Here is a 20742-nt window from a genome sequence, read left to right as displayed (position 1 = left end):
GGCGTAAAGGCCTCGTTCGGGAGCAGGCGTGACCAGTGGAATCGGGGGTGACCCATGGTTCGTCGATGGATTTGGCCATGGCATATTTGACATAATTGATATAACCTTTCTGATCATCCATGACCATTACAAAAGGAGTAATTACATGCAATATCGCAATGTGGGCGGGTCGGGACTCAAGGTTTCTGAGATCGCGCTAGGCAGCTGGATGACTCGACTCGAGGACGCCGCGGCAGTGGACATTGCCATGGATATCGCGCATAAGGCGTTTGATGCCGGAGTGAATTTCTTTGACTGCGCCGACGCTTATTCCGGAGGCGATGCGGAAGTGTTCCTTGGCAGGTTCATCAAAGATCTGCCTCGCGAAGACGTGGTGATTTCATCGAAGGTGTTTTTCAAAACCGGCAATTCGGTCAATGGCGGTGGTCTGAGTCGCAAACATATTCTCAATAATTGTGATCGAAGCCTGAAGAATCTTGGCACTGATTACATTGATTTATACTATTGCCATCGCTTTGATCCGGATACGCCGATGGAGGAGACTCTGCAGACGCTAAGTGACCTTGTGGATCAAGGCAAGATTCTTTATTACGGTGTGAGCGAGGAATGGAGCGCGGCACGTTTGGAACGCGCTCAGCGTATCATTTCCGAACGGGGATTGCATCCGTTGACCGTTGTCCAGCCGGAATACAACATGATGGACCGGTATATCGAGCATGAGATTGTGGATGTGTGCGACTACTATAACATTGGCATTACGCCATTTTCCCCGCTTGCGCAGGGCTTGCTCACTGGCAAGTATCGAAAGGGGCAGCCGCTACCGGCTGGATCACGCGCTACATGGCAGTCCGATCATCAGATCAATGATCTGCTTACTGATGAGAACCTGGACAAGGTTGAGGCTCTGAGAGGGCTCGCCGATGGTTTGGGTATGAAAATGGCTACGCTGTCCTTGTCTTGGATTCTTCGTTTGCCTACTGTCAGTTCGGTGATCGTCGGTGCGTCCAAGCCTTCGCAGCTGGACGCCAGTCTTGCCGCGTCTGGAGTGGAATTGCCTGACGATGTATTGCAGCAGATTGACGGAATTCTGGGATTCCGCCGGTTTGAACGGCATATCGGCTGAACGTAGGATGCGTATGGCTGAGGACTGAGGTGAGTTTCTTTGCCTTGCCCCTCAGCCTTGTTGGCTCTTAGCTCTTAGTCTTGCCATGCCTGAAGTTTCAGATGATTGAGTGCGGTGTTGGGGTCATATGTGTCATCTAAACGTTCCTGATACATCGCAATCAATTCGTCGCGACGTCCTAGTGCTTCCAAAGCGGCCTCTCGAATCGTCTCCCACTCGTAGGGCACCACTTCTTCGGGGAACATCACCGTGGTTTGGTTCGGCGTGTCACGTTCCACCAAGTCGACGAAATTCAGTAGATCCTGCCACCGTTCCGAAGCGATCAATCGCGCCGCATATGCATCGGCGAGCGGTTCGGAAGTATGATTGTCACGTAGGAAACGATCAGCCTCATCAATGTCACCGCTAATCCGCAGCAAGTCATGCCGCAAAAACTGCACGGCATGATCGAATTGATTCTGCGCGGCCTGCGCAATCTCCTTTTCCGAAAGCAAAGCAGGATCAAGCATCGCGAGATTATTCAAATCTTCTGCGGATAAGGAATCATCGTCTTCAAACAAACTCAAATCGGTTTTCGCTTGCGCAACAGGCTGCGAATCAGTTTGTATGTCGCGGCTGTTGGAATCATCTGCCGAGTTTGACAACGTCGAAGCAGACGAGGCGAAATCACTCATCGTGGCAATGCCCTTATTCAACGCATCGTAAGCGAACATGCGCGTATCGTCCCACTGTGCGAACGACAATCCGCACGAGAGCAGTTCAACCATTTGCATGGCGTTGAGTCGAAAATCCTCATTGCAAGCCACCTGTGTGATCATGCGCAGTGCCTGCTCGCCCGTCATCGGATCGGCATTGCAGGCGACGGCATCCATGTATACGCGCACTGTCTGAATCAGATCCTTCAGATAGTCGAAACCCTCGTTGTCGCGGTCGGCCACATTGCCAACGAAGCGAGCCGTCATTTCCACGGCCTTGGCGAGGTTGCCGACCGCATCAAGCCAACGTGTGCTGGCCACTGCATTGCCGACCACCGCGTCCACGCCGGACAATGCCTGCGAATCCAGTGAAAACGTCGGCATGTCGATGCGTGGGATTTCCACGCCAGTGTCAGTGCGTTCCGCGGTAGGCACCATGGATGCGAGAGCGTCGAAATACCATTGCATAGGCATATTGATGACCGTGTCCGCGTCGGAAAGATTGGCGACCGGCACATCGTTACGTTGGTCAGAGCCTTCTCGACTGGCTTCGCGTATCATGTGGTTCCACAGGAAGGTCGGTCCGTCGAATTCGTTGGAACTGAGCCATCCGTTGTTGACGTAATCGGTGAGATCGTCGGCATCCTGCCTGCGATTGAAGCTGCCCTGTCCAGAATCCATTGCATGCCTTTCCATTGCGCATCTAGGTGAGGCGGTGTTGCTGGTTGAATATGTCTTATCGGTTCGCTACTGACGCCCAAGCCTATAGCATGATATGGCGCTTGTGCCGAAAGTTCCAGTTTCGATGCATGAAACATTCTGTGAAACACTTCTGCGCGCTTATTATGAGCTCTTGGTCGTGATTGCGATTCGTGCCGTTGCCGCTGTCTCCGTGATTCGAGATAAGTTGGGTGTCCTGGCCAGTAGAATTGCGATTGTTGTTGCATACGTCACGTAGTCGCGGCGTATTCCGTGGACTTAGGCGGGGCCATAAAGGCCCGTTATGGTCAGGTAAGAAAGAGAATTACCTATGAAGGTTGCAAGTGGCAATGTCCTGTGGCGGCAGCGTAAGCGTAATTGGTGCCGTACGCCATTCACATTCACCGTATACACGCTTACCGATCGGGAATTGAGCGTCAAAACCGGTATCTTGAATGAGAGATTCAACCTGATCAAGCTGTTTCGTATCGTTGACATCAGTGTGGAGCGTACGTTCCTGCAGCGTATCTTCGGTATGAGCACGCTTGTGCTGGATACGCGTGACCAGTCGTCTGGCAACGGCGTGGTGGCACTGAAGAACGTGATTAACGGTTTCGAGGTGCGTCAGGTGCTGCAGGAGGCTGTGGATGCGTCCCGGAAGGAGAATGGCATGTCCGCTCGTGAGTTCCTCGGAGTCCCGGGTGGACAGGAATTTGGTCCTGGTTCAGATGGTCTGGATGTCGACGGTTTTGATGCGGGTGCCTATGCGGACGGTCAGTAAGCTGTATCGGCGCGAAATGAGTCGATGAAGGTGGTTTGCGCATATGTCCGATATATGTGCAAACCACCTTGTCGTTTGGGTTGTCTGTTTCGGAATGGTTTTGTGCGCGAGAACTATTCGGGCGATCCCGATCAGTACTTGTTGGCGCCGGAGCCGATGAAGTTCACTTGGAAGCCACGGTGGTAGTGCAGGAACATATCCGCGCCGTAGCGATCGACCGGACGATGCGTGAATAGCATGCGGATGGCGAAGGCGGTCTGCACGTCTTCGGGCAGATTCATGAATTCCTTATGCGCGTCCCAATAGGGATTCATTGTGATGGCCGCGTCCGGTACGTAGGCGTAGCCGTAGCCGTCCTCGTTCACGTAGCCCATGAACGGCAGATCCCAGGCGTTATGCTCGGTAAGCGCTTGTTTGAAGTCTTCGACTTTGGCGAGTGCCTCGTCGCTGATGCCGAGGCTCTTGGCGACTTTGTTGGCTTCGGTGGTCTTCGCCTCGGCGTCTTGGCTGAACATGTTGAGATCTACGGTGATGATGGGGTTCTTATCGGCCATGGCTTTGTCCTTTTACCTTGTATTTACGAACATAAGTAATGTTTGTTTTTCGTGTTCTCTTTAGATGAAAAGCGAACATGTGTGGTGGATAGTTTTTCTGTCCATGAATAACGATATCACGATTAATGAGCGTTGTAATCGCTGAAAATAAGCTATATTTGTGGTTGTGTGCGTTAATTCGTTGCAATATAGGCAATCTGCCATGGAGTAAAAGAAATGAAAAAATATAACATTGAGCGTGTTCTTTTTATTTTGGAAATTCGTGTTGCTCTAGTGTTCATATGAACATGTGTAGTTGATTATGGTCTGTGTGAATGTGTCTGATTTTGATGAGATTTTTTAGCCCGCAAACCCGGTATTTCAATGACGGGTTAGGGCGTACCGAAGTTTGCGTATGGTAGCGGATGTGCTACGATTATTCCCATGGGCGCAAGCGATGAACGGTTCGCACATGGTAGGACTTCGGTATACAATCTGAACTACCACATCATCTGGTGCACGAAATACCGTCGCAAGGTGCTTAAGAACGGAATCGACTCGGATTTGAAGACGATTCTTAGGGAGATAGCCGACGAGCACGGCTACCGCATTCCCCGCATGGAGGTCGGCTTGGACGACCACATCCACCTGTTCGTGTCAGCGCCACCGAAAATCAGCGTGAGCAGCATCGTCAAACAGTTGAAGGGCACATCCAGTCTCCGACTGTTCGCCATGCACCCCGAACTGAAAAGCCAATACTGGAAACGCAAGGGCGAACGGAGCCTGTGGTCGCCCAGCTATTTCGCGGAAAGCATCGGCTCGGTCAACGAGCGGGCGGTGGCCAAATACATCGACGACCAACGGTCGAAGGAGCGTGAATCACAATGACCATGCGCAAGGTGGCGCAGCGCATACCGTTCACGCCGTCCAGGACTCAGGCCGCGTTGCTGGAACGGTGTTTCGGCGACAGGCGTTTCGCCTACAACCAGCAGGTCGAGGCGTTCAACGCGTACGACAAGGAGACGAACCCGAACCCCGAATATCCGAACGTGACCGGCATGAAGAACGCGAACGGGTGGCTCAGGGACAGTCCAATCCCGTCGAACGCGTTGAGCAACGCCATCATGGACTTCCGCAAGGCGCGGTCGGCGTACTTTCGCAAAGCCCAGTACGGGAAGCATCGTCCCCGTTTCGCCTCAAGGAACGACAACATCCAATCGTTCCGCAATACCATGCCGATACGCCGTATGGACGGCAACCGGTACCCGTTGTCCAGGAAGCTTGGCTCGGTGCGCATCCGCAAACGCGACCGGCTGCGTTATCCAATCGAGAACCTGTCCAGCTGGACGGTGAAACGTGAGAACCGGACGTACTGTCTCGTGCTCCTGTTCGACGTGGACATCCAGCCGAAAACACGAGCCGAGGGCCGTATCGGCATCGACTTGGGCGTCAAGGATCTCCTCACGCTGTCCACCGGCGAGAAGATCGACTATCCGAACCGGCTACGCCGATTGGAGGAGGATGTCAAACGGGAGCAGCGCAAACTGTCCCGTCGAACGAAAGGGTCGAACAACTACCGCAGACAGAGGGCGATCGTGGCCAAGGCGTACGCCAAGCTCCGCCACTACCGCGATAACTTCCAGCACCAACTGTCCCACAGGCTGATAGAAGAGAACCAATTCATCGGCATGGAGACCCTGATGGTACGGAACATGACGCGGAAGGCACGCAAGAGGCTGGACGCGGACGGCATGCCCATGCGCAACGGCCAGTCGCGCAAACGCGCGATGAACCGTTCCATACTCCGCGACGGGTAGAGCGGCCTCGTGGACAAGCTCTCCTACAAGGCGGAATGGTATGGTCGTATCCTCGTCCAAGTGGACAGGTTCTATCCAAGCTCGAAACTCTGCCATGACTGCGGGCACAAGTACAAGGGATTGCGGCTGTCCGAACGCGAATGGGTGTGCGAACGGTGCGGAATCCCACACGACAGGGACGTGAACGCCGCGTTGAACATTCGCGACGAGGCATTGCGGCTCAGCCGAGAAAAAGCATGACAAAAGAAGAGGAACCGGCCGACAACCGGGGATAGCCCGCTAAAAATGGGAAGCCTCTGGATTCAGACGTATCGTCTGAATCCAAGCAAGCCCAGTTCGCAGGAATCCCGTGGTTTCAACCACGGGAGTGTCAAGATGCGTCTCGGCGTTTGATGCGAGGATCGTTGGTGGGGCTGGTCGACTACTGTCATGGCTTTCTCCTGATTGGTGAATCAGATCCAGGATACAACGCGTCTCAAGGAAGAGGGGTGCGAAACTAGGACAAAAAACGACAGGGGGTATCGGGTTGGCGAAAACGACCACATGGCCATAAAACATGTCGTATTTCGAAAGAGGGGCATGATTTCGCTGGAATTGTCGTCACTCCTACTTGCACTGCTGCGTGTACCGGCAATTTGGAAAACCGGTGCAACCGTAGAACTTGCGCGACGGGTCGGAGCCGGCATGCCGCAATCGCAAGGCTTCTCCGCAATTTGGGCACTGCGGTGGCAGTTTCACGCCACGGAAGATGTTCGGGCAGATCCTGTCATGCAATTCGTACATAAACCGCGATGGACGCGACTGGTCGACCACGAAAAACAGTTTCTTCCGGCAGCGCGTCATCGCCACATAAAATAGGCGACGTTCCTCCGCATGCGGCATCCGTTCCACTTCCGGCAGCAGCAGACCGAGCAGCGGCTCTTCGGGAATCGCGCTCGGGAAGCCTTTCAAACCGCCGGAACAGCACAGCAGAAAAACGAAGTCGCGTTGCAGACCCTTGGATTTATGCGCGGTCATGAACTCGATATCCATCTTTGGCTTCTCAAGGAACACAATGCCACCAGTGTGCTCGTCAATCTGGAACAATCCGTCGCGATCGTTGCGTGACAGCAGATTCAGATCGCTTTTGTAACGTCCCAGCATAAGTACCGACGCGGTTTTCGGCAGCTTGCGTAACTGCTCGATGATCGCGTCGAAGCGCTCCTCCTGCGTGGCGCCGCCAAGCGCCTTCAGCGAATAATCCTTCTTATCGGATGGATTATGCAAATGCTTGACATACAGGCTTTTGTCCTGCATGACAAACGCGCCGCTCGCGTCGATGAGACTCTGTCGGAATCGTCGCGTGGTGGTGATCTGGAACATGCGCGTCGGGCCCCAAGTGCGCCAAATTTCGGCGAAATCAAGGATGAGATGAATGTCGCTGCCGGCGAAACGGTAGATTGACTGCCAGTCGTCGCCCACGCAGAACAGCGTGAAATCGCTCTGCTCGCGCAATGCGCGGATCAGTTCGTAGCGCGGTCGCGACATGTCCTGGTATTCGTCGATGAGCACGTACTTGTATGGGTGACGGTAGGCGCCGCGCTGTATGCAGCGGATGGCGTCGGTGATCATGCCGGGAAAATCAATGCCATGCGTCGTGCGGAAATTGCTGATGTACGCGTTGTAGAGGGGCTCGATGAGTTGCAACATCTCGCGATTGCGGCCGACGTTTTTGCCGCCGCTGCGTTCGTTGAGCTCGCGCATACCGTCGATACCGATGCTGTTCTGACGCATATGCTGGATGATGGTCTGCGCGTTTTCGATGAGATTCTGCTTGTACTGGTTGAAGCCGTAATCATCCGTCGGCAGCTGGAAATCCTCGCTTTTCGCGGCTTTGCCGTATTTGCCGAGCAGTTCCTTCGACATGAGTTTGAATGCCAGCAGACGGTAGCCGATGTTTTTCGAAAGCAGTTGCTCGAATGTGTTGCGGACCACCGTGTTCGACGTGTGCCCGTCGATGATGGGACGGTTGGCGATGGTGGCCGCGCGGCAGATTTCCAAGCCGAGACTGTGGAACGTGCATGCGCGGATCGTTTTGCCGGTGCTTGCCATGATACGTTGCGACATGTCGCCCGCGGACGCCTTGGTGAACGACAGTACAAGAATTTCTTCAGGGGCGGCGCGCTTCGTGGCGAGCAGCCATGCGATATATCCGATAATGGTGGTGGTTTTGCCTGTTCCCGCGCCCGCGAGCACGAGGGTATTGTGGCCCGCTCCTGCGATTGCACTGATTTGCTCGTCGCTCAAATCGTGCTTTTCGATTTTGCCGATGATATTCTGCATCCGCTCAATCTGATCGGTGGGAAGCAACGGTTGCGGCATAAGCTTCTGCGCCGGTTGTGAATTGGCATGAGATTGCGCTCGCGAACGATTCGTTGTGACGGAAGTATTGCGAGCTGTGGTTTGTGTTTGCGCGCGGTATGACGATCGCGCCAATTGTGATGATTGGGATGGCTGCGTAGGCTGTTGCGCTTGACGTGATTGTGCGGTGGACTTGTGTTGCGTCGTCTGCTGTTGCGTGGGCTTGGGAACGTTTTGCTGCGCGGTCCTGAGGACGGGCTGAGTCGCCGGTTTGGAGACAGGCGGTTCTCCGCCAAGTGCGTTCATGAACTTGCTCAGTAATCCCATAATGCTCCTCCTCAACCAGTGCAAGGAGAAATTATATGTGCTGCCAATGAATGCTTCAGCGTCGGCTGCTTGAACGGAATCGCAATCCACCGACGCTGAAACTAATATTGGAGCTCAACGTTCGAAGGGGTAGGTGAGGTTCCAGTCGCGTCGTAGGGAATCCATGAGTTCCATAATGCGCATCGTATCGGCATGCGGCATCTCCGCGCATTCGGTATGTCCTTCAAGCAGAGCCTTTGCGGCCGACGCCACTTCATATTCGTAGCCGGTGAGCTGGGCGGGAACATCGTAATGTGCAACAATCGTATGATTGCCGTCATACACGTCAATCGCCTCAACATTATTAATGTTCTGGCACACCATATAACCATCGGTTCCCCATACGGATCCCATGCGGTCGCTATGGCATAGAATCGAACTTTGCGCGGTCGCCATTACACCGTTCTCGTAATAGAACGTCATGGAATTATGCGCATCCACACCGGTTTCGTATGGCCGCATCGACGATTCAATGCGAGCGATTGGTGCATTATGCATGATCATGTCGATGAAATTGATTGGATATACACCAACATCCAACAATGCGCCACCGGCAAGCGCGGGATCAGTGATTCGCGCCTTCGCGGTGGTGGGGTAACACAGATTCGCGTCGATAGCCTGCACATCGCCGATGATGCCGGAAGCGATGATGTCGTCGATCATGCCGCGCGATGGCATGTATCGCGTCCAAATCGCTTCTGCGCACAGCATGCCGGTTTCTTTTGCAACGGCTAACATTTCACGGGTCTGTGCCGCATTCGCGCCGAACGCTTTCTCCACCAGCACACCCTTGCCGGCTTTCATGCACAATATCGCCTGTTCCGCATGCAGATTGTGCGGCGTAGCGATGTACACCAAGTCCACGTTCGGATCGGACACAAGTTCCTCATATGAACCGTATGAAACCGGAAAGCCGTATTTCGTGGCGAAATCAGCCGCACGCCCCGCATCTCGTGCGGCGACAGCATACGGTTCAACCAAATCCGCATAACGGCTGTCCGCGGCCATTTTCACCAACGTGTCAGCCATATGTTGTGCGATCCGGCCTGCGCCGAGAATCGCGATACGAATACGAGCCATATCAAACCCCATCTTTCGTAAACTGTCTGAATAGTGTTATTCATTTATATTGCTGCGTTGCAAGTTCCAGCGTACGCCATGCGTGATTGCAACGCGCGTTGATTCGTATCGCACTTGCATCGCATTTGTCCGGATGTTTTTCCGATTTGCCGTATTTTGCCGGATCTTGCCATAATGGTGTGCTGTGGCAGCGCAGGAACACGTTAAGAAGACCGGAAAACCTCGGAAATCCGCAAAAATAGAGAAATACGAGCGTGGTACGAGAAGCTACATCATGTCGCATATCCGAGGCAAAGACACATCCATCGAAATGATGGTACGCAGTTTTCTTTTTTCGAAAGGCCTACGATTCCGTAAAAACGACAAGCGGTATCCGGGGCATCCCGATGTGGTGTTGCCGAAATACCGCACGATGGTGTTCATCAACGGATGTTTCTGGCATATGCATGAAAACTGTCCGAAAGCCACACGTGTACCGAAATCGAATGTGGAATTCTGGAGTGCGAAACTGCTGCGCAATCATGAACGAGATGTCAGACAGCATGCCGAACTTGAAGCGATGGGCTGGAAAGTGATTGTGGTGTGGGAATGTGAGCTCGCCAAAAAAGTGCGTGAGAAACGGTTGGAGAGACTGTACTGTGAAATCGTCGAATCGTGACTCTTACCGCTGGCGCATGATGCGCGTGGTTCCAGCTTTACGTGACATGTGATTTTCTGTTTTCGAAACGAGGTGTAACGGCAGTGGGACGGTGTTCGCGATTTGTCGCGTCTGAAGAATACAAACGAACTATGGGAAATGCTGAGAACAGCGCGCTGCCACAGATGTCGCACCGCGCCCAGATTGCTAATCCGTTCCGTGCCATGGTGTTTGGTGCGATGGCCGACGAGATGATCGCCGCAGGCACCGATGTGGTCAAGTTGAGCTTGGGGGAACCGGATTTCGGTGCTCCACCCGCAGTGCGTGATGCAATGCGCGAACAGTATGATGGCCGTCCATTGCCATATACCGCTGCAATGGGCTTGCCGGAATTACGTCAGGCGATTTCCGATTTCTACAAGGAACGCCACCATGTGGACGTCGATCCGAAACGTATTGCAATCACGGCCGGAGGTTCCACAGCACTGCTGCTTGCCGCCGCATTGACGGTGAACGAAGGCGACGAGGTGCTGATCGCCGACCCGTCGTACCCGTGCAATCGCGAACTGGTCCGCGCGTTCGGCGGCAAAGTCGTGGACGTGCCGACGAACGCGGCCACCCGCTTCCATCTCACGCCGGAACTGTGCCGCGAATACTGGTCGGACCGCACCAAAGCGGTGATGATCACCTCGCCGTCGAACCCGACCGGTACCACCATCGCCTTCGACACCCTGAAATCCGTGTGCGACCTGGCGAAAGAACGCGGCGCATGGCGCATCGTCGACGAAACCTACCTTGACTTGGCCGACCGTGAACCAGACGGCTCCGATGTGAAATCCGTGCTCGCCTGCGATCCGGACGCCATCGTCTGCTCCAGCTTCTCCAAGTTCTTCGGCATGACCGGCTGGCGCCTCGGCTGGATGGTCGTGCCTGAATACGCGCTTGAAGCCATGGATGATCTGGCTACCAACTTCTTCCTGTGCGCGCACACGCCGACCCAGCATGCGGCGCTCGCGTGCTTCACTCCGGAAACGTTGGCCGTGTGCGAGGAACGCCGTCAGGAGCTGCTGGAACGTCGCCGTATTGTGGTCGACGGATTGGCTGAAATCGGTCTGCCGTTGGAGGTTGAGCCGAATGGCGCGTTCTACGCGTACTTCAACATTTCCGGCACCGGTCTCGACGCGTGGACGTTCTGCGAACGTGCGTTAAAGGAAGCGCACGTGGCGTTGACGCCGGGCCGTGATTTCGGCGAGGCCACTGCCGACACCCATGTGCGGCTTTCGTATGCGGCCTCCCGTGAGGCGCTTCGTGAGGGTCTGAGGCGAATCGGAGATTTCGTAGCCGAACTGCACGGATGATGTTTGTGAGCGCTTTGCAATCGTTGTCGGCGCTGTGAATGTTGCGTGGCCATCCTGGGTGAATAGGATGGCCACTCGAATATTTGCAAAGGTTGTCAATGTAATGTCAGGTGAAAGGGGGAGTGCGATGTCACTATGCTTGAAAGCATGGTTAGTTTACATTCGCATGTCACTCGTCTTGGCGTGCTTGACATTGGATCCAATACCGTTCACATGCTCATCGTCGATGCGGCGCCTGGCGCCCGTCCGGAACCTGAGGCCAGCACGAAAAGCACTGTTCGATTGATGCAATATCTCAAGGCCGATGGCACAATCAAAAAGGCCGGAGTCGAAGCTGTGGTCGCAGCTGTGGAAAAGGCCATGGGGCTGGTCAAAGAATATGAGATTACCCAACTGCTCGTGCTGGCCACATCCGCATTGCGTGAGGCTCCGAATGGTAGCAGGATCCTCAAACGAATCGAAAACGTCGTCGGCCAGCCGGTCACGGTGCTGTCCGGTGTGGATGAGGCCAGACTCACCTTCCTTGCAGCTCGCCGCTGGTATGGTTGGGATGCCGGTCGGCTGCTGGTCATCGATATCGGTGGTGGCTCTCTCGAGGTGGCCATGGGTTCGGATGAGGATCCCACAGTGGCGCTGTCCGTGCCGGCAGGTGCCGGTCGTGTGACCCGTGAATTCCTACCGGAAAACGGTATTGCGAATGATAGGGATTTGGAAGACGCGCGCAGAAACATCCGTAAGATTCTTGAACCGATGGTCAAGGCGTTCCCGAAATCGAAGCACCCGATGCATGCCGTCGGCACATCGAAGACCATTCGTTCCCTGGCTCGTCTCGCCGGTGCCGTGGTGCGTCAGCCCGGCCGCGTGGACACTTCGATCATGACGATTGACCAGCTTGAGGATTGGCTTCCCCGTCTTGCGGCCATCTCGCCGGACCAGCGTACCGCATTGCCGGGCGTTACGCCGGAGCGCACGTATCAGATCGTCGGTGGCGGCTTGGTGATCGACGAGATCATGAAGGCGCTTGACGTCAAGGAAGTGGAAATCTGCCCATGGGCGTTGCGGGAAGGGGCTATTCTGCGCTGGCTCGACCAGTTTGGCCGCACGCGCCTTGGTTTCTAGCGGTTCCTAGGCTTCCAGCTTCCTCAGTTCCTCCAACTGGTTCTTCGCCTTGTGCAGCTTGGTGAAGATTTCGTTGCGCTGTTCGGGATTCTTCGCCCGTTGGTGATCGCGCGTGAGCTTATCGATTTGCTCGGCAAGCTGTGCGGCCTGCATACGCCGTGTCATGCGCGCGTCCAGTGCCGTGGGAGAGGCGCTGCCGAGCATCACCTGCGAGCACAACGACTCCCACAGCGCGTCGATGGAATCGACCGCAGGATCGCCGATGTCCAGCATCGCTTCGCCGGCCGGTTTCCAATCTGAGACGAACACTTTGAATGTGGGTGTGTGGCCGGCGCGTCCCGGCAGCGCGCGTCGCACGGCGAACGCGCACTCCTGCCGCTTCGTACCTTCGAAGTCGGCGTCGCGCACACATACGAATACGATTCCCGACTTGCGTTGCATGGCAATCAGCTCGACGATATCCGTCGGTATGGCAGCGTTCTTGGCATGCAGGCGCAATCCGATTGCCAGTACTTCCGGAATGCGTGTTCCGACGGCAAGCCGTGTATTGCTTGGCCGCAGCAGAGATAACATGGTGATCGTCTCGATGTCGTTCGCCAATCGTTGTTTTGTTTTGGCTGAAACCGGTATTCTCGCCACGAACAGGCCTTTCGGCAACGTTGCCTTTTCTGCGGGAACCGCAGAGGAGTTCGGCAGACCCAATGTGAGTGCGGAAACGGAACCGCAGGAGGCGATCGTCATTGCTGGCCTTCTTTCGTGCTTTCATATCGGTTATTGGGGCAACAGTAGTCGCAAGAGCCGCAAATTTTGATAACGGCGCGTCGGTATGTGACTGGTGGGAATCTATAAAACTGCGCGTGGATGATGTCTCCATATATTGAGCAAAAGAATGCATTTTTTCGGCCACCGCGGGAACCGGTATCGGCGGATCGTTCGTCAAGCCCGTCACCTCCAGTGTGCAAGTCGCCTCTTTGGTCAAAGCCGGTTGCGGCGATCCGGTCGACGATCGGGGAACACCCAAATTCACCTCCTGTGCGGCCAACGGCGCCGACTGCACGCGTGCCGCCACCACCGATCCGACATCCGCGACGCAAGTGGGATGGCGTATCGGCGCAAGCGTACGCCGGAGGGACCCGTGCGCCATGCCGTGCGGCTGCGATAGACGATTGCAATCTGCGACACGCCGTGATTTGGTGATTGAGGCATGTGTGCGTATTATTTCATCTTGCGGTGATCAGAGCCTAGGTGAGACGCCCGGTCCCATTCCGAACCCGGAAGCTAAGGCCTAGCACGGCGATGGTACTGCACTCGAGAGGGTGTGGGAGAGTAGCACGTCGCCGCACTTAAACTTTTTTGAATCCCGAGTTGAGCGCCGCTCCTCGGGATTTTTCATTATTCGATTCGTGCAAGTCCAATTATGTGCGAAGGCGAATCCGGCAATCACTGATTGCGGCGCTCAGGCAGCGAAAACCACCAACAGAACAATGCCGTCGGTTTTGGAGATGCTGTTACGAGAGAGCGCTCATGGGCACGGTGCTACCGTAAAACGCATTATTATCGATGGCGTTCGTCTAGGGGCTTGGCCTTGACGACTGTTTGAACGCAATGCCCATATTGGAGGAAGTATGGCACGGTCGGGTGCGCCAGTGAAACCGCGTATAGCGCAGGCGAAGGCTGTTAAGCCTATTCGCACGTTGAAGAAAGCTAAGTCGCATCGCGTACGTAATGTCATATGCGGTTTTCTGGCTGGTATTCTGTCGATCGCGGCTTTGCTGGGCACGGTTTCGCACATACTGCCTGCTGAGATTCAAGCGTGGCCGTATGTTCCCATTATCGTTTCATTGGTACCTTGGTTTGCGATTCTTGCAGTAATCGCGTTGGTTTGCGGTATTGTTTCGAAACGAACAATGTCGGTATTGCTTGCGATTGCAGCGATCGCGTTGCAAGTATGGTGGCAGTATCCGTTTTTCTACAATGAGACGAAGCTTCCGCGTGCTGCGATCGCGGCGGTTTCAGGAGCGTCCGCCAATACTCAGGATGATTACGCCCGTTTGATGACGTGCAACGTATTTAAAGGGCATGCCGACGCTCAGGAAATCGTTGATGTGGTACGTAGCGAGCGCGTGGAAGTGTTGGCATTGCAGGAAACGACCGATGCTTTCGTGGATGAGTTGAACAAGGCTGGTATTGGCGATTTGCTGCCGTATGCGCAGGTGGCAAGTTCAGACGGCGTGTATGGCAATGGTTTGTGGTCGGCAAGCCCGCTTGGTGATCCGGCTGATGATGATGTTGATTCGAGCGCGTCGTTCATGCCAGGGGCCACGGTTGCGCTCGATGATGGTCAGACGCAGATTCGTTTCGTTTCAGTGCATACCACGTCTCCGACCGATGGGTATTGGCAGCAGTGGAAGCGTTCGTTGGATGAGCTTGGACGGCTTCGATACGATACGTCTCGCAGGTACGTGTTCATGGGTGATTTCAATGCGACCGACGATCATACGCCGTTCCGCAATTTCTTGGGAGCGCGGTTTACGGATGCGGCCAAGCAGGCGGCTGGGGGATTGGTGTTCACGTGGCCTGCGAATATCGATTATGTGCCGACGTTTGCGGGCATTGACCATATCGTATTGGATTCCGGCATGTTGGCCGGTCGGGTCAAATCGTTGAAAATCGATGGAAGTGATCACAAGGCGTTGCTGGCAACCGTGCAATTCGACGTGTGAGAAGAGTGTTGGCACAACTACGTATCGGCTGCGTATCCGCATAAAATAAAGTGCCCCAGATAGGAATCGAACCTACGACACCTTCTTTAGGAGAGAAGTGCTCTATCCACTGAGCTACTGAGGCAACGAATCTTCATTCTACACACATTCCGGACGAGTATGGTGCCGAAACGAAGAAATCTGAAATTTCGGTATGACTGTACGCCATGTAACGCCTTGTAAAACGTGTGGCGCACAGTCATGAAAATGCTATATTGACGGTATTTTGGGATGCTCAGGCCAGATTGTCTTGCGTTCCAGCGGTATTGGCCGCAGTGGCTTGTTCCGCCTGTGCTGCGTCAAGCTTGGCACGCACTTCGCCGAGCAGACTTTGGGCGCGCTTGGCGAGGGCTTCGCCAAGCTCCCACTGGCGCATGGACTGGTCAAGGTTGAGTCCGCCGGCTTCAAGTGCCTGCACAGCCTGAATAAGCTGATCTCGAGCCTCTTCATAAGGCATTTGTGCGATGGCTTCGCGTTCCTTGTCGGTCAGGCTGGATGCGGGGGTGGTTTCGTTGGTCATTGCTACTCCTTCGTTACGGTGGTGACTTCGGACACGATCACGCCGTGCTTCAATGTCATGGTGAGCTGGTCGCCGGTGTTCACGGCGTTCGCATCGTCGATTACATGACCGTCCGCTCCCTGCACCACGGCATAGCCTCGGTTGAGGGTGGATTGCGGGCTGAGCGCAGTCAGTGAGGCGTGCGCTTTTTCGATGGTGAGACTTGCATCGTCAAGAATACGTGTCAGGCCGATTCTCATGCGGGTTCTTGCGTCATCGATGAGACGTTGATGCGGTTCCAGCATGGTGAGCGGCTGCGTGAGGCTTGGACGGTTCGCATAGCCTTCGATCAGTCTTGTTTCATTGTTGACGGTGGCGTCGATGCGCATGCGCATGCGTTCGATATTCACATTGATGAGTTGCATCTGCTCGCGAACGTCTGGCACGACTTTCTTTGCCGCATCCGTTGGAGTGGATGCGCGCAAGTCGGCGACCAAATCAAGCAATGTCCAATCATCTTCATGACCGATCGCGGAAATCAGAGGCGTATGAGCGGCTGCCGCGGCACGTACCACGCCTTCGTCGGAAAATCCGATCAGATCCTCGAAGGCACCGCCGCCACGGGCCACAATGATTACATCGACGTCGGGATCGGCATCCATCTGCGCGATTGCCTTGATCACATCGGAAGGGCACTGCTCGCCTTGCACATGCACATGCGTTACTTTGAAGTCAACGACAGGCCAACGCAATCTCACATTGGTGATGACATCGCCTTCGGCGCGAGCCTGCGGGGCGCAAATCAGACCGATGCAATGCGGAAACTCTGGTAGTGGCTGCTTGCGGTCGGCGTCGAACAATCCTTCGCCTTTAAGCTTCTTGCGTAATTCGTCGATCATGGCTTTCAGGCTGCCGCCCGCGCCTGCGGCGATGATGGCGTCACCGCGTAAAGACAGGGAGGTGCGTTTCATCCACAGATTCGGTTTGCCGTGGATGATGACACGATCGCCCTGCACAAAAGGCGTGGCGGCTGCGGCGAACTGTCCGAAACCGTTGACCTCCAACGCAATGTCCTGATAATCATCGCGCAACGTGATGTAGGCACTGCCCTGGCGTCTGGTATTGATCTGCGTGATCTGCCCGGCCACCCAAACCGATGGCCACCGTTCAACGGCCATATGGAATTTCTCGCTGAGCAGACTTACCGGCCAGGGGTTGTCAGCGGTGGTTTCGCCGGCCAGTCGCGGCAGCGGTTTGCTGTTCGGCTGCGCTGCCGGGGGTGTGTAATCCTGGTTCCAAGTCATAGTTCAAGATTCCATCATCTTGCGGACAAATGAAACACATGTTCGAATCGTGTGAGGGTACCCCGCCTTGTATAGTCCCTCTTCGGTGCCTGCGTCAAATCGACACTCAGGCGACACTCCGTGGCAAAATCGTTACCTTTGTCACACAGGTTAAGGAATGGCGGAATCAAGCCAAAAATGGAATATATAGTCTTAACGTCGGCGTGCCTCTACTACATTTAGTGCTGGCTATGGCGTAGAGTCTATGGACGTAGAAAACGTATGGCATGCGAAACAAAGCATGAAAACCTGGTCGGATGGGGTCCGACCCGGAAAGGATGATGAATGGAAACGCAGGCTCTGAATGCCGTCTCCGCAACCGTTAAAACGGGAACCGGTAAGGTGCTCGTCGAGAAGCGCGACGGTCGTGTGGTCGACTTCGATCCGATCAACATCATCAGCGCGGTGAAGTCAGCCTTCGCTGACCTTGATAAGAAGATTGGGCCGCAGGAGGAGCAGCTGATCCGTGACATCGCCAATCAGGTCGAAGCCGAAATCAAGGATCGTTACAACGGTCCCGCCAAGATCGAAGACATCCAGAATCTCGTTGAACACGGCCTGATCGAAGATCACCTGTATGATGTGGCGCGCACGTACACCAACTACCGTCTGAACAAAGACATCGAACGTGCCAAGGCCACCGACATCAACGAAGCCGTCAAGCGTCTGGTGAACCGTGACGAGGCTCTGGTGCGCGAGAACGCCAACAAGGATTCCAACGTCTACTCCACCCAGCGCGATCTGCTGGCGGGCGCGGTGTCCAAGGCGTCCGCCTTCTCCATGCTGCCGGATGCGGTCTCCAACGCCCATATGAAGGGTGACATCCACTTCCACGACGCCGATTACTCGCCGTTCACCGCGCAGTCCAACTGCTCTCTGCCGAACTATTGGGATATGCTCGCCAACGGCTTCACCCTCGGCAACGCGCCGATGGGATCGCCGAACAGTATTTCCATCGCCGCCACGCAGATCACCCAGATCATGAAAGACGTGGCTTCCAGCCAATACGGCGGCCAGACCGCCAACCGTGCCGACGAGCACTTCGTTGAATATGCCAGGAAAGATTACGATAAATTCCTTGAGCAGGCCCATGAGATCATGCCTGACGACCTGCCGATCGAAATCGCCGAACGTCAGGTGCGCTTGGCCAAGGATGTCGAACCGAAGCGTCTGCATTTCGAAAAGGACCGTCCGGCCCTGCCGATGGACGAGCCGTTCAACAAGGATGCCAGCCGTTTGCAGCAGCTGCGTGAGATGTGGGCGAAAATCCAGACCCGCAAGGCCATCTACGACGCCATGCAGACCATGGAATACCAGATCAACTCCAATCGTGTGTCGAACGGCCAGACCCCGTTCGTGACCGTTGGCTTCGGTTTGGGTACCGACTGGTTCGCCCGCGAGATTCAGCGTGCCATCTTCCTGAACCGTATCCGCGGCCTCGGTTCCGAACACCACACCGCCATTTTCCCGAAGCTCGTGTTCACCATCAAGCATGGTGTGAACGCCGATCCGGGCGATCCGAATTACGATCTGAAGCAGCTCGCCCTCGAATGCGCCACCAAGCGCATGTATCCGGACGTGATCTTCTACGAGAACATCGTGAAGATCACCGGCTCCTTCAAAGCCCCGATGGGCTGCCGTTCCTTCTTGCAGGGTTGGATTGATCCGGCGACCGGCAAGGATGTGGAAGACGGACGCATGAACCTTGGCGTCGTTACCGTGAACGTTCCGCGTATCGCACTGGAATCCCACGGCGACAAGGATCGCTTCTGGAAGATCTTCGACGAGCGTATGGCCGTGGCTCATCAGGCATTGCAATTCCGTATCATGCGTTGCAAGCAGGCCGCGCCGGTCAATGCGCCGACCCTGTTCCGTTTCGGAGCCTTCGGTCGTCTCGGCGCCAACGACAGCGTCGACCAGCTGTTCCGCAACGAACGTGCCACCGTTTCCCTAGGCTACATTGGCCTGTATGAGGCGACCAGCGTGTTCTACGGCAAGAACTGGATGCGCGACCACGGCTGGGATCCGCAAGGCAAGGAATTTGCACTGTCCATCGTCAAGCGCATGAACGAGCTGTGCAAGGAATGGAGCGATGCGGAAGGCTATCACTATTCCGTGTACTCCACGCCGGCCGAATCCCTTACCGATCGCTTCAACCGTATGGATCGCGAGAAGTTCGGCGACGTGGAAGGCGTGACCGACCACGACTTCTACACCAACTCCTTCCACTACCCGGTCTGGCTGCAGCCAACCCCAATGGAAAAGCTCAACTACGAGAAGGACTTCCCGTACTACGCGTCCGGCGGCTTCATCAACTACTGCGAGTTCCCGTGCCTGCAGTCCAACCCCAAGGCACTCGAAGCGGTGTGGGATTACGCCTACAACATCGGCATCGGCTACCTGGGCACGAACACGCCGATCGACCGCTGCTACGATTGCGGATTCCAGGGCGACTTCGAGCCCACTGAGGAAGGCTTCAAGTGCCCGGAGTGCGGCAACTCCGATCCGGACCACTGCAACGTGACCAAGCGCACCTGCGGCTACTTGGGCAACCCGGTGCAGCGCCCGATGGTGCACGGACGTCACGAGGAGATCGCGCACCGCGTTAAGCATATGAGCGGCGAAACCGGTCATGTCACCTTGAGCGACGGTTCCGAACGTGAATGGTTCGAGGAAGCCAAGTAAGGGCCGCATTAGCAGCAAACATAAACGAAATATGAAAGAGGGTGGATTTCCACCCTCTTTCATTCTGTGACAATCATGAGGCAAGCAGCAATCGCAAAAACGCGACGCAACGGCAAAATGTGAAGGGACAACGTATGATCAGCAGCGCGAATCCAGCAATTCAACGTCGTGACTTTGCGGCGGACGAAACCAATCGCGGGCCTTTCATCCCCACAACTCGTTCCAACAATCCCAAAGCAGGGCAATGGACCAATCGCATGAGCCGCAATATGATCGCCGACTACAAACGGTTCCTCATGACCGACGGAGAAGGCATCCGATGCTCGCTGTACGTGTCCGGCTGCCCGTTCCATTGCGAGGAATGCTACAACACATCAATCTGGGATTTCCAAGCCGGCCACGAATACAACGACAAGCTCGAAGCGCAAATCATGGATGACTTAAGCCAATCGTATGTGCAAGGCATCACCTTCCTCGGAGGCGAACCATTGCTCAATACGGGCGTGCTGTTGCCTCTCGCGCGAAAAATCCGCGAACGGTTCGGTAATACCAAAGATATTTGGTGCTGGACCGGCTACACGTGGGAAGAGCTCATGCGCGAAGGCGAAAGCCCCGACAAGCGCGAGTTGCTCGAACTGATCGACATTCTAGTGGACGGCCGTTATATCAAAGAATTACATGATTCCCTGCTGCAATTCCGCGGAAGCGGCAACCAACGCATCATCGACGTGCCGAAATCACTGGAAAACGGGCGAGTGGTGATTTGGCCGAAATTACATGATCAAACACGATTCATTCCCGAAATATATGGCAAAGACCGTTCTGCTGGGGAAGGCGGCGCATCCTGACATGGAAATGTTTGGGTGGTTTTGCGATTTCGACGTTCGTTGAGTGTCCGGATGCAT

18 protein-coding genes, 1 tRNA gene and 1 rRNA gene are annotated in these 20742 nt (G+C 55.1%); 12 read left to right on the top strand and 8 right to left on the bottom strand.

Annotated elements, in window-relative coordinates; all coding sequences use genetic code 11:
* The first annotated feature begins 145 nt into the window (after nucleotides 1–145).
* Complete coding sequence (locus BBCT_RS06720) at nucleotides 146–1123, top strand: aldo/keto reductase family protein (RefSeq protein ID WP_033512542.1); 978 nt, start codon at nucleotides 146–148, stop codon at nucleotides 1121–1123.
* Nucleotides 1124–1197: 74 nt separating this feature from the next.
* Here the strand turns inward: BBCT_RS06720 and BBCT_RS06715 are convergent, their stop codons facing one another.
* Nucleotides 1198–2499, bottom strand: a complete 1302-nt coding sequence (locus BBCT_RS06715; protein ID WP_033512540.1) for a DUF6880 family protein — start codon at nucleotides 2497–2499, stop codon at nucleotides 1198–1200.
* Between the two features lie 349 nt (nucleotides 2500–2848).
* On the opposite strand from BBCT_RS06715, the gene BBCT_RS06710 reads away from it, so the two are divergent.
* The gene (locus BBCT_RS06710) at nucleotides 2849–3298 is read left to right on the top strand and encodes a PH domain-containing protein (RefSeq protein WP_003834092.1); all 450 of its coding nucleotides are present in this window, start codon (nucleotides 2849–2851) and stop codon (nucleotides 3296–3298) included.
* Between the two features lie 131 nt (nucleotides 3299–3429).
* On the opposite strand, the gene BBCT_RS06705 is transcribed toward BBCT_RS06710, so the two are convergent.
* The gene (locus BBCT_RS06705) at nucleotides 3430–3852 is read right to left on the bottom strand and encodes a hypothetical protein (protein WP_003834093.1); all 423 of its coding nucleotides are present in this window, start codon (nucleotides 3850–3852) and stop codon (nucleotides 3430–3432) included.
* A 423-nt stretch (nucleotides 3853–4275) separates the two neighbouring features.
* Between BBCT_RS06705 and tnpA the strand changes: the two genes are divergently transcribed.
* The 3 genes from tnpA to BBCT_RS09340 are packed head-to-tail and all read left to right on the top strand — an operon-like array spanning nucleotide 4276 to nucleotide 5888.
* Nucleotides 4276–4719, top strand: a complete 444-nt coding sequence (gene tnpA, locus BBCT_RS06700) for an IS200/IS605 family transposase (protein WP_003834094.1) — start codon at nucleotides 4276–4278, stop codon at nucleotides 4717–4719.
* Nucleotides 4716–5648 (top strand): RNA-guided endonuclease InsQ/TnpB family protein, encoded by a 933-nt coding sequence (locus tag BBCT_RS06695; RefSeq protein ID WP_003834095.1) that lies wholly within the window; start codon nucleotides 4716–4718, stop codon nucleotides 5646–5648. The genes tnpA and BBCT_RS06695 overlap by 4 nt, the downstream gene beginning before the upstream one ends.
* Nucleotides 5649–5657: 9 nt before the next feature.
* On the top strand, nucleotides 5658–5888 hold the full coding sequence (locus BBCT_RS09340) for a zinc ribbon domain-containing protein (RefSeq protein ID WP_003834096.1): 231 nt from the start codon (nucleotides 5658–5660) through the stop codon (nucleotides 5886–5888).
* A gap of 366 nt (nucleotides 5889–6254) precedes the next feature.
* On the opposite strand, the gene BBCT_RS06690 is transcribed toward BBCT_RS09340, so the two are convergent.
* Together BBCT_RS06690 and BBCT_RS06685 are read right to left on the bottom strand one after the other, a co-directional pair.
* Nucleotides 6255–7970: a UvrD-helicase domain-containing protein gene (locus tag BBCT_RS06690; RefSeq protein ID WP_231858047.1), complete on the bottom strand. Its 1716-nt coding sequence runs from the start codon at nucleotides 7968–7970 to the stop codon at nucleotides 6255–6257.
* 459 nt (nucleotides 7971–8429) lie between these two features.
* The gene (locus BBCT_RS06685; RefSeq protein WP_047750671.1) at nucleotides 8430–9434 is read right to left on the bottom strand and encodes a Gfo/Idh/MocA family protein; all 1005 of its coding nucleotides are present in this window, start codon (nucleotides 9432–9434) and stop codon (nucleotides 8430–8432) included.
* 274 nt (nucleotides 9435–9708) lie between these two features.
* Between BBCT_RS06685 and BBCT_RS06680 the strand changes: the two genes are divergently transcribed.
* The 3 genes from BBCT_RS06680 (at nucleotide 9709) to BBCT_RS06670 (ending at nucleotide 12548) form a co-directional block, all read left to right on the top strand.
* Nucleotides 9709–10092, top strand: coding sequence for a very short patch repair endonuclease (locus BBCT_RS06680; RefSeq protein ID WP_033512538.1), 384 nt, complete (start codon nucleotides 9709–9711; stop codon nucleotides 10090–10092).
* A gap of 131 nt (nucleotides 10093–10223) precedes the next feature.
* Nucleotides 10224–11429, top strand: a complete 1206-nt coding sequence (locus BBCT_RS06675) for an aminotransferase class I/II-fold pyridoxal phosphate-dependent enzyme (RefSeq protein WP_003834105.1) — start codon at nucleotides 10224–10226, stop codon at nucleotides 11427–11429.
* Nucleotides 11430–11576: 147 nt separating this feature from the next.
* Entirely contained in the window at nucleotides 11577–12548 is a 972-nt protein-coding gene (locus BBCT_RS06670; RefSeq protein ID WP_033512558.1) for a Ppx/GppA phosphatase family protein, read from the top strand.
* Nucleotides 12549–12554: 6 nt separating this feature from the next.
* On the opposite strand, the gene BBCT_RS06665 is transcribed toward BBCT_RS06670, so the two are convergent.
* On the bottom strand, nucleotides 12555–13289 hold the full coding sequence (locus BBCT_RS06665; RefSeq protein WP_033512536.1) for a DUF4391 domain-containing protein: 735 nt from the start codon (nucleotides 13287–13289) through the stop codon (nucleotides 12555–12557).
* Nucleotides 13290–13774: 485 nt separating this feature from the next.
* Between BBCT_RS06665 and rrf the strand changes: the two genes are divergently transcribed.
* Together rrf and BBCT_RS06655 are read left to right on the top strand one after the other, a co-directional pair.
* Nucleotides 13775–13891, top strand: a 5S ribosomal RNA gene (gene rrf / locus BBCT_RS06660).
* Nucleotides 13892–14173: 282 nt separating this feature from the next.
* A complete protein-coding gene (locus tag BBCT_RS06655) occupies nucleotides 14174–15271 on the top strand; it encodes an endonuclease/exonuclease/phosphatase family protein (RefSeq protein ID WP_003834112.1) in 1098 nt (365 codons plus the stop codon).
* A 51-nt stretch (nucleotides 15272–15322) separates the two neighbouring features.
* Here BBCT_RS06655 and BBCT_RS06650 read toward each other — a convergent pair.
* From BBCT_RS06650 to xseA, 3 genes are all read right to left on the bottom strand, one after another.
* Nucleotides 15323–15395 (bottom strand) — tRNA-Arg (locus BBCT_RS06650).
* Nucleotides 15396–15545: 150 nt separating this feature from the next.
* Nucleotides 15546–15830, bottom strand: a complete 285-nt coding sequence (locus tag BBCT_RS06645) for an exodeoxyribonuclease VII small subunit (protein ID WP_003834114.1) — start codon at nucleotides 15828–15830, stop codon at nucleotides 15546–15548.
* A 2-nt stretch (nucleotides 15831–15832) separates the two neighbouring features.
* Entirely contained in the window at nucleotides 15833–17113 is a 1281-nt protein-coding gene (gene xseA / locus BBCT_RS06640) for an exodeoxyribonuclease VII large subunit (protein ID WP_003834116.1), read from the bottom strand.
* 324 nt (nucleotides 17114–17437) lie between these two features.
* On the opposite strand from xseA, the gene nrdD reads away from it, so the two are divergent.
* On the top strand, nucleotides 17438–19837 hold the full coding sequence (nrdD, locus tag BBCT_RS06635) for an anaerobic ribonucleoside-triphosphate reductase (RefSeq protein ID WP_003834118.1): 2400 nt from the start codon (nucleotides 17438–17440) through the stop codon (nucleotides 19835–19837).
* 134 nt (nucleotides 19838–19971) lie between these two features.
* The gene (gene nrdG / locus BBCT_RS06630) at nucleotides 19972–20685 is read left to right on the top strand and encodes an anaerobic ribonucleoside-triphosphate reductase activating protein (RefSeq protein WP_003834120.1); all 714 of its coding nucleotides are present in this window, start codon (nucleotides 19972–19974) and stop codon (nucleotides 20683–20685) included.
* The last annotated feature ends 57 nt before the right edge of the window (nucleotides 20686–20742 follow it).

It is taken from the genome of Bifidobacterium catenulatum DSM 16992 = JCM 1194 = LMG 11043, from assembly GCF_001025195.1.
GTDB classification, from domain to species: Bacteria; Actinomycetota; Actinomycetes; order Actinomycetales; family Bifidobacteriaceae; genus Bifidobacterium; species Bifidobacterium catenulatum.
This window is presented reverse-complemented; position numbering and strand designations above follow the sequence as displayed.

Excerpts from the sequence above, each read along its gene's own strand:
- BBCT_RS06720 (WP_033512542.1), top strand. The coding sequence starts at position 146 with ATGCAATATCGCAATGTGGGCGGGTCGGGACTCAAGGTTTCTGAGATC.
- BBCT_RS06715 (WP_033512540.1), bottom strand. The coding sequence starts at position 2,499 with ATGGATTCTGGACAGGGCAGCTTCAATCGCAGGCAGGATGCCGACGAT.
- BBCT_RS06710 (WP_003834092.1), top strand. The coding sequence starts at position 2,849 with ATGAAGGTTGCAAGTGGCAATGTCCTGTGGCGGCAGCGTAAGCGTAAT.
- BBCT_RS06705 (WP_003834093.1), bottom strand. The coding sequence starts at position 3,852 with ATGGCCGATAAGAACCCCATCATCACCGTAGATCTCAACATGTTCAGC.
- tnpA (WP_003834094.1), top strand. The coding sequence starts at position 4,276 with ATGGGCGCAAGCGATGAACGGTTCGCACATGGTAGGACTTCGGTATAC.
- BBCT_RS06695 (WP_003834095.1), top strand. The coding sequence starts at position 4,716 with ATGACCATGCGCAAGGTGGCGCAGCGCATACCGTTCACGCCGTCCAGG.
- BBCT_RS06690 (WP_231858047.1), bottom strand. The coding sequence starts at position 7,970 with ATGCAGAATATCATCGGCAAAATCGAAAAGCACGATTTGAGCGACGAG.
- BBCT_RS06685 (WP_047750671.1), bottom strand. The coding sequence starts at position 9,434 with ATGGCTCGTATTCGTATCGCGATTCTCGGCGCAGGCCGGATCGCACAA.
- BBCT_RS06680 (WP_033512538.1), top strand. The coding sequence starts at position 9,709 with ATGTCGCATATCCGAGGCAAAGACACATCCATCGAAATGATGGTACGC.
- BBCT_RS06675 (WP_003834105.1), top strand. The coding sequence starts at position 10,224 with ATGGGAAATGCTGAGAACAGCGCGCTGCCACAGATGTCGCACCGCGCC.
- BBCT_RS06670 (WP_033512558.1), top strand. The coding sequence starts at position 11,577 with ATGGTTAGTTTACATTCGCATGTCACTCGTCTTGGCGTGCTTGACATT.
- BBCT_RS06665 (WP_033512536.1), bottom strand. The coding sequence starts at position 13,289 with ATGACGATCGCCTCCTGCGGTTCCGTTTCCGCACTCACATTGGGTCTG.
- BBCT_RS06655 (WP_003834112.1), top strand. The coding sequence starts at position 14,174 with ATGGCACGGTCGGGTGCGCCAGTGAAACCGCGTATAGCGCAGGCGAAG.
- BBCT_RS06645 (WP_003834114.1), bottom strand. The coding sequence starts at position 15,830 with ATGACCAACGAAACCACCCCCGCATCCAGCCTGACCGACAAGGAACGC.
- xseA (WP_003834116.1), bottom strand. The coding sequence starts at position 17,113 with ATGACTTGGAACCAGGATTACACACCCCCGGCAGCGCAGCCGAACAGC.
- nrdD (WP_003834118.1), top strand. The coding sequence starts at position 17,438 with ATGGAAACGCAGGCTCTGAATGCCGTCTCCGCAACCGTTAAAACGGGA.
- nrdG (WP_003834120.1), top strand. The coding sequence starts at position 19,972 with ATGATCAGCAGCGCGAATCCAGCAATTCAACGTCGTGACTTTGCGGCG.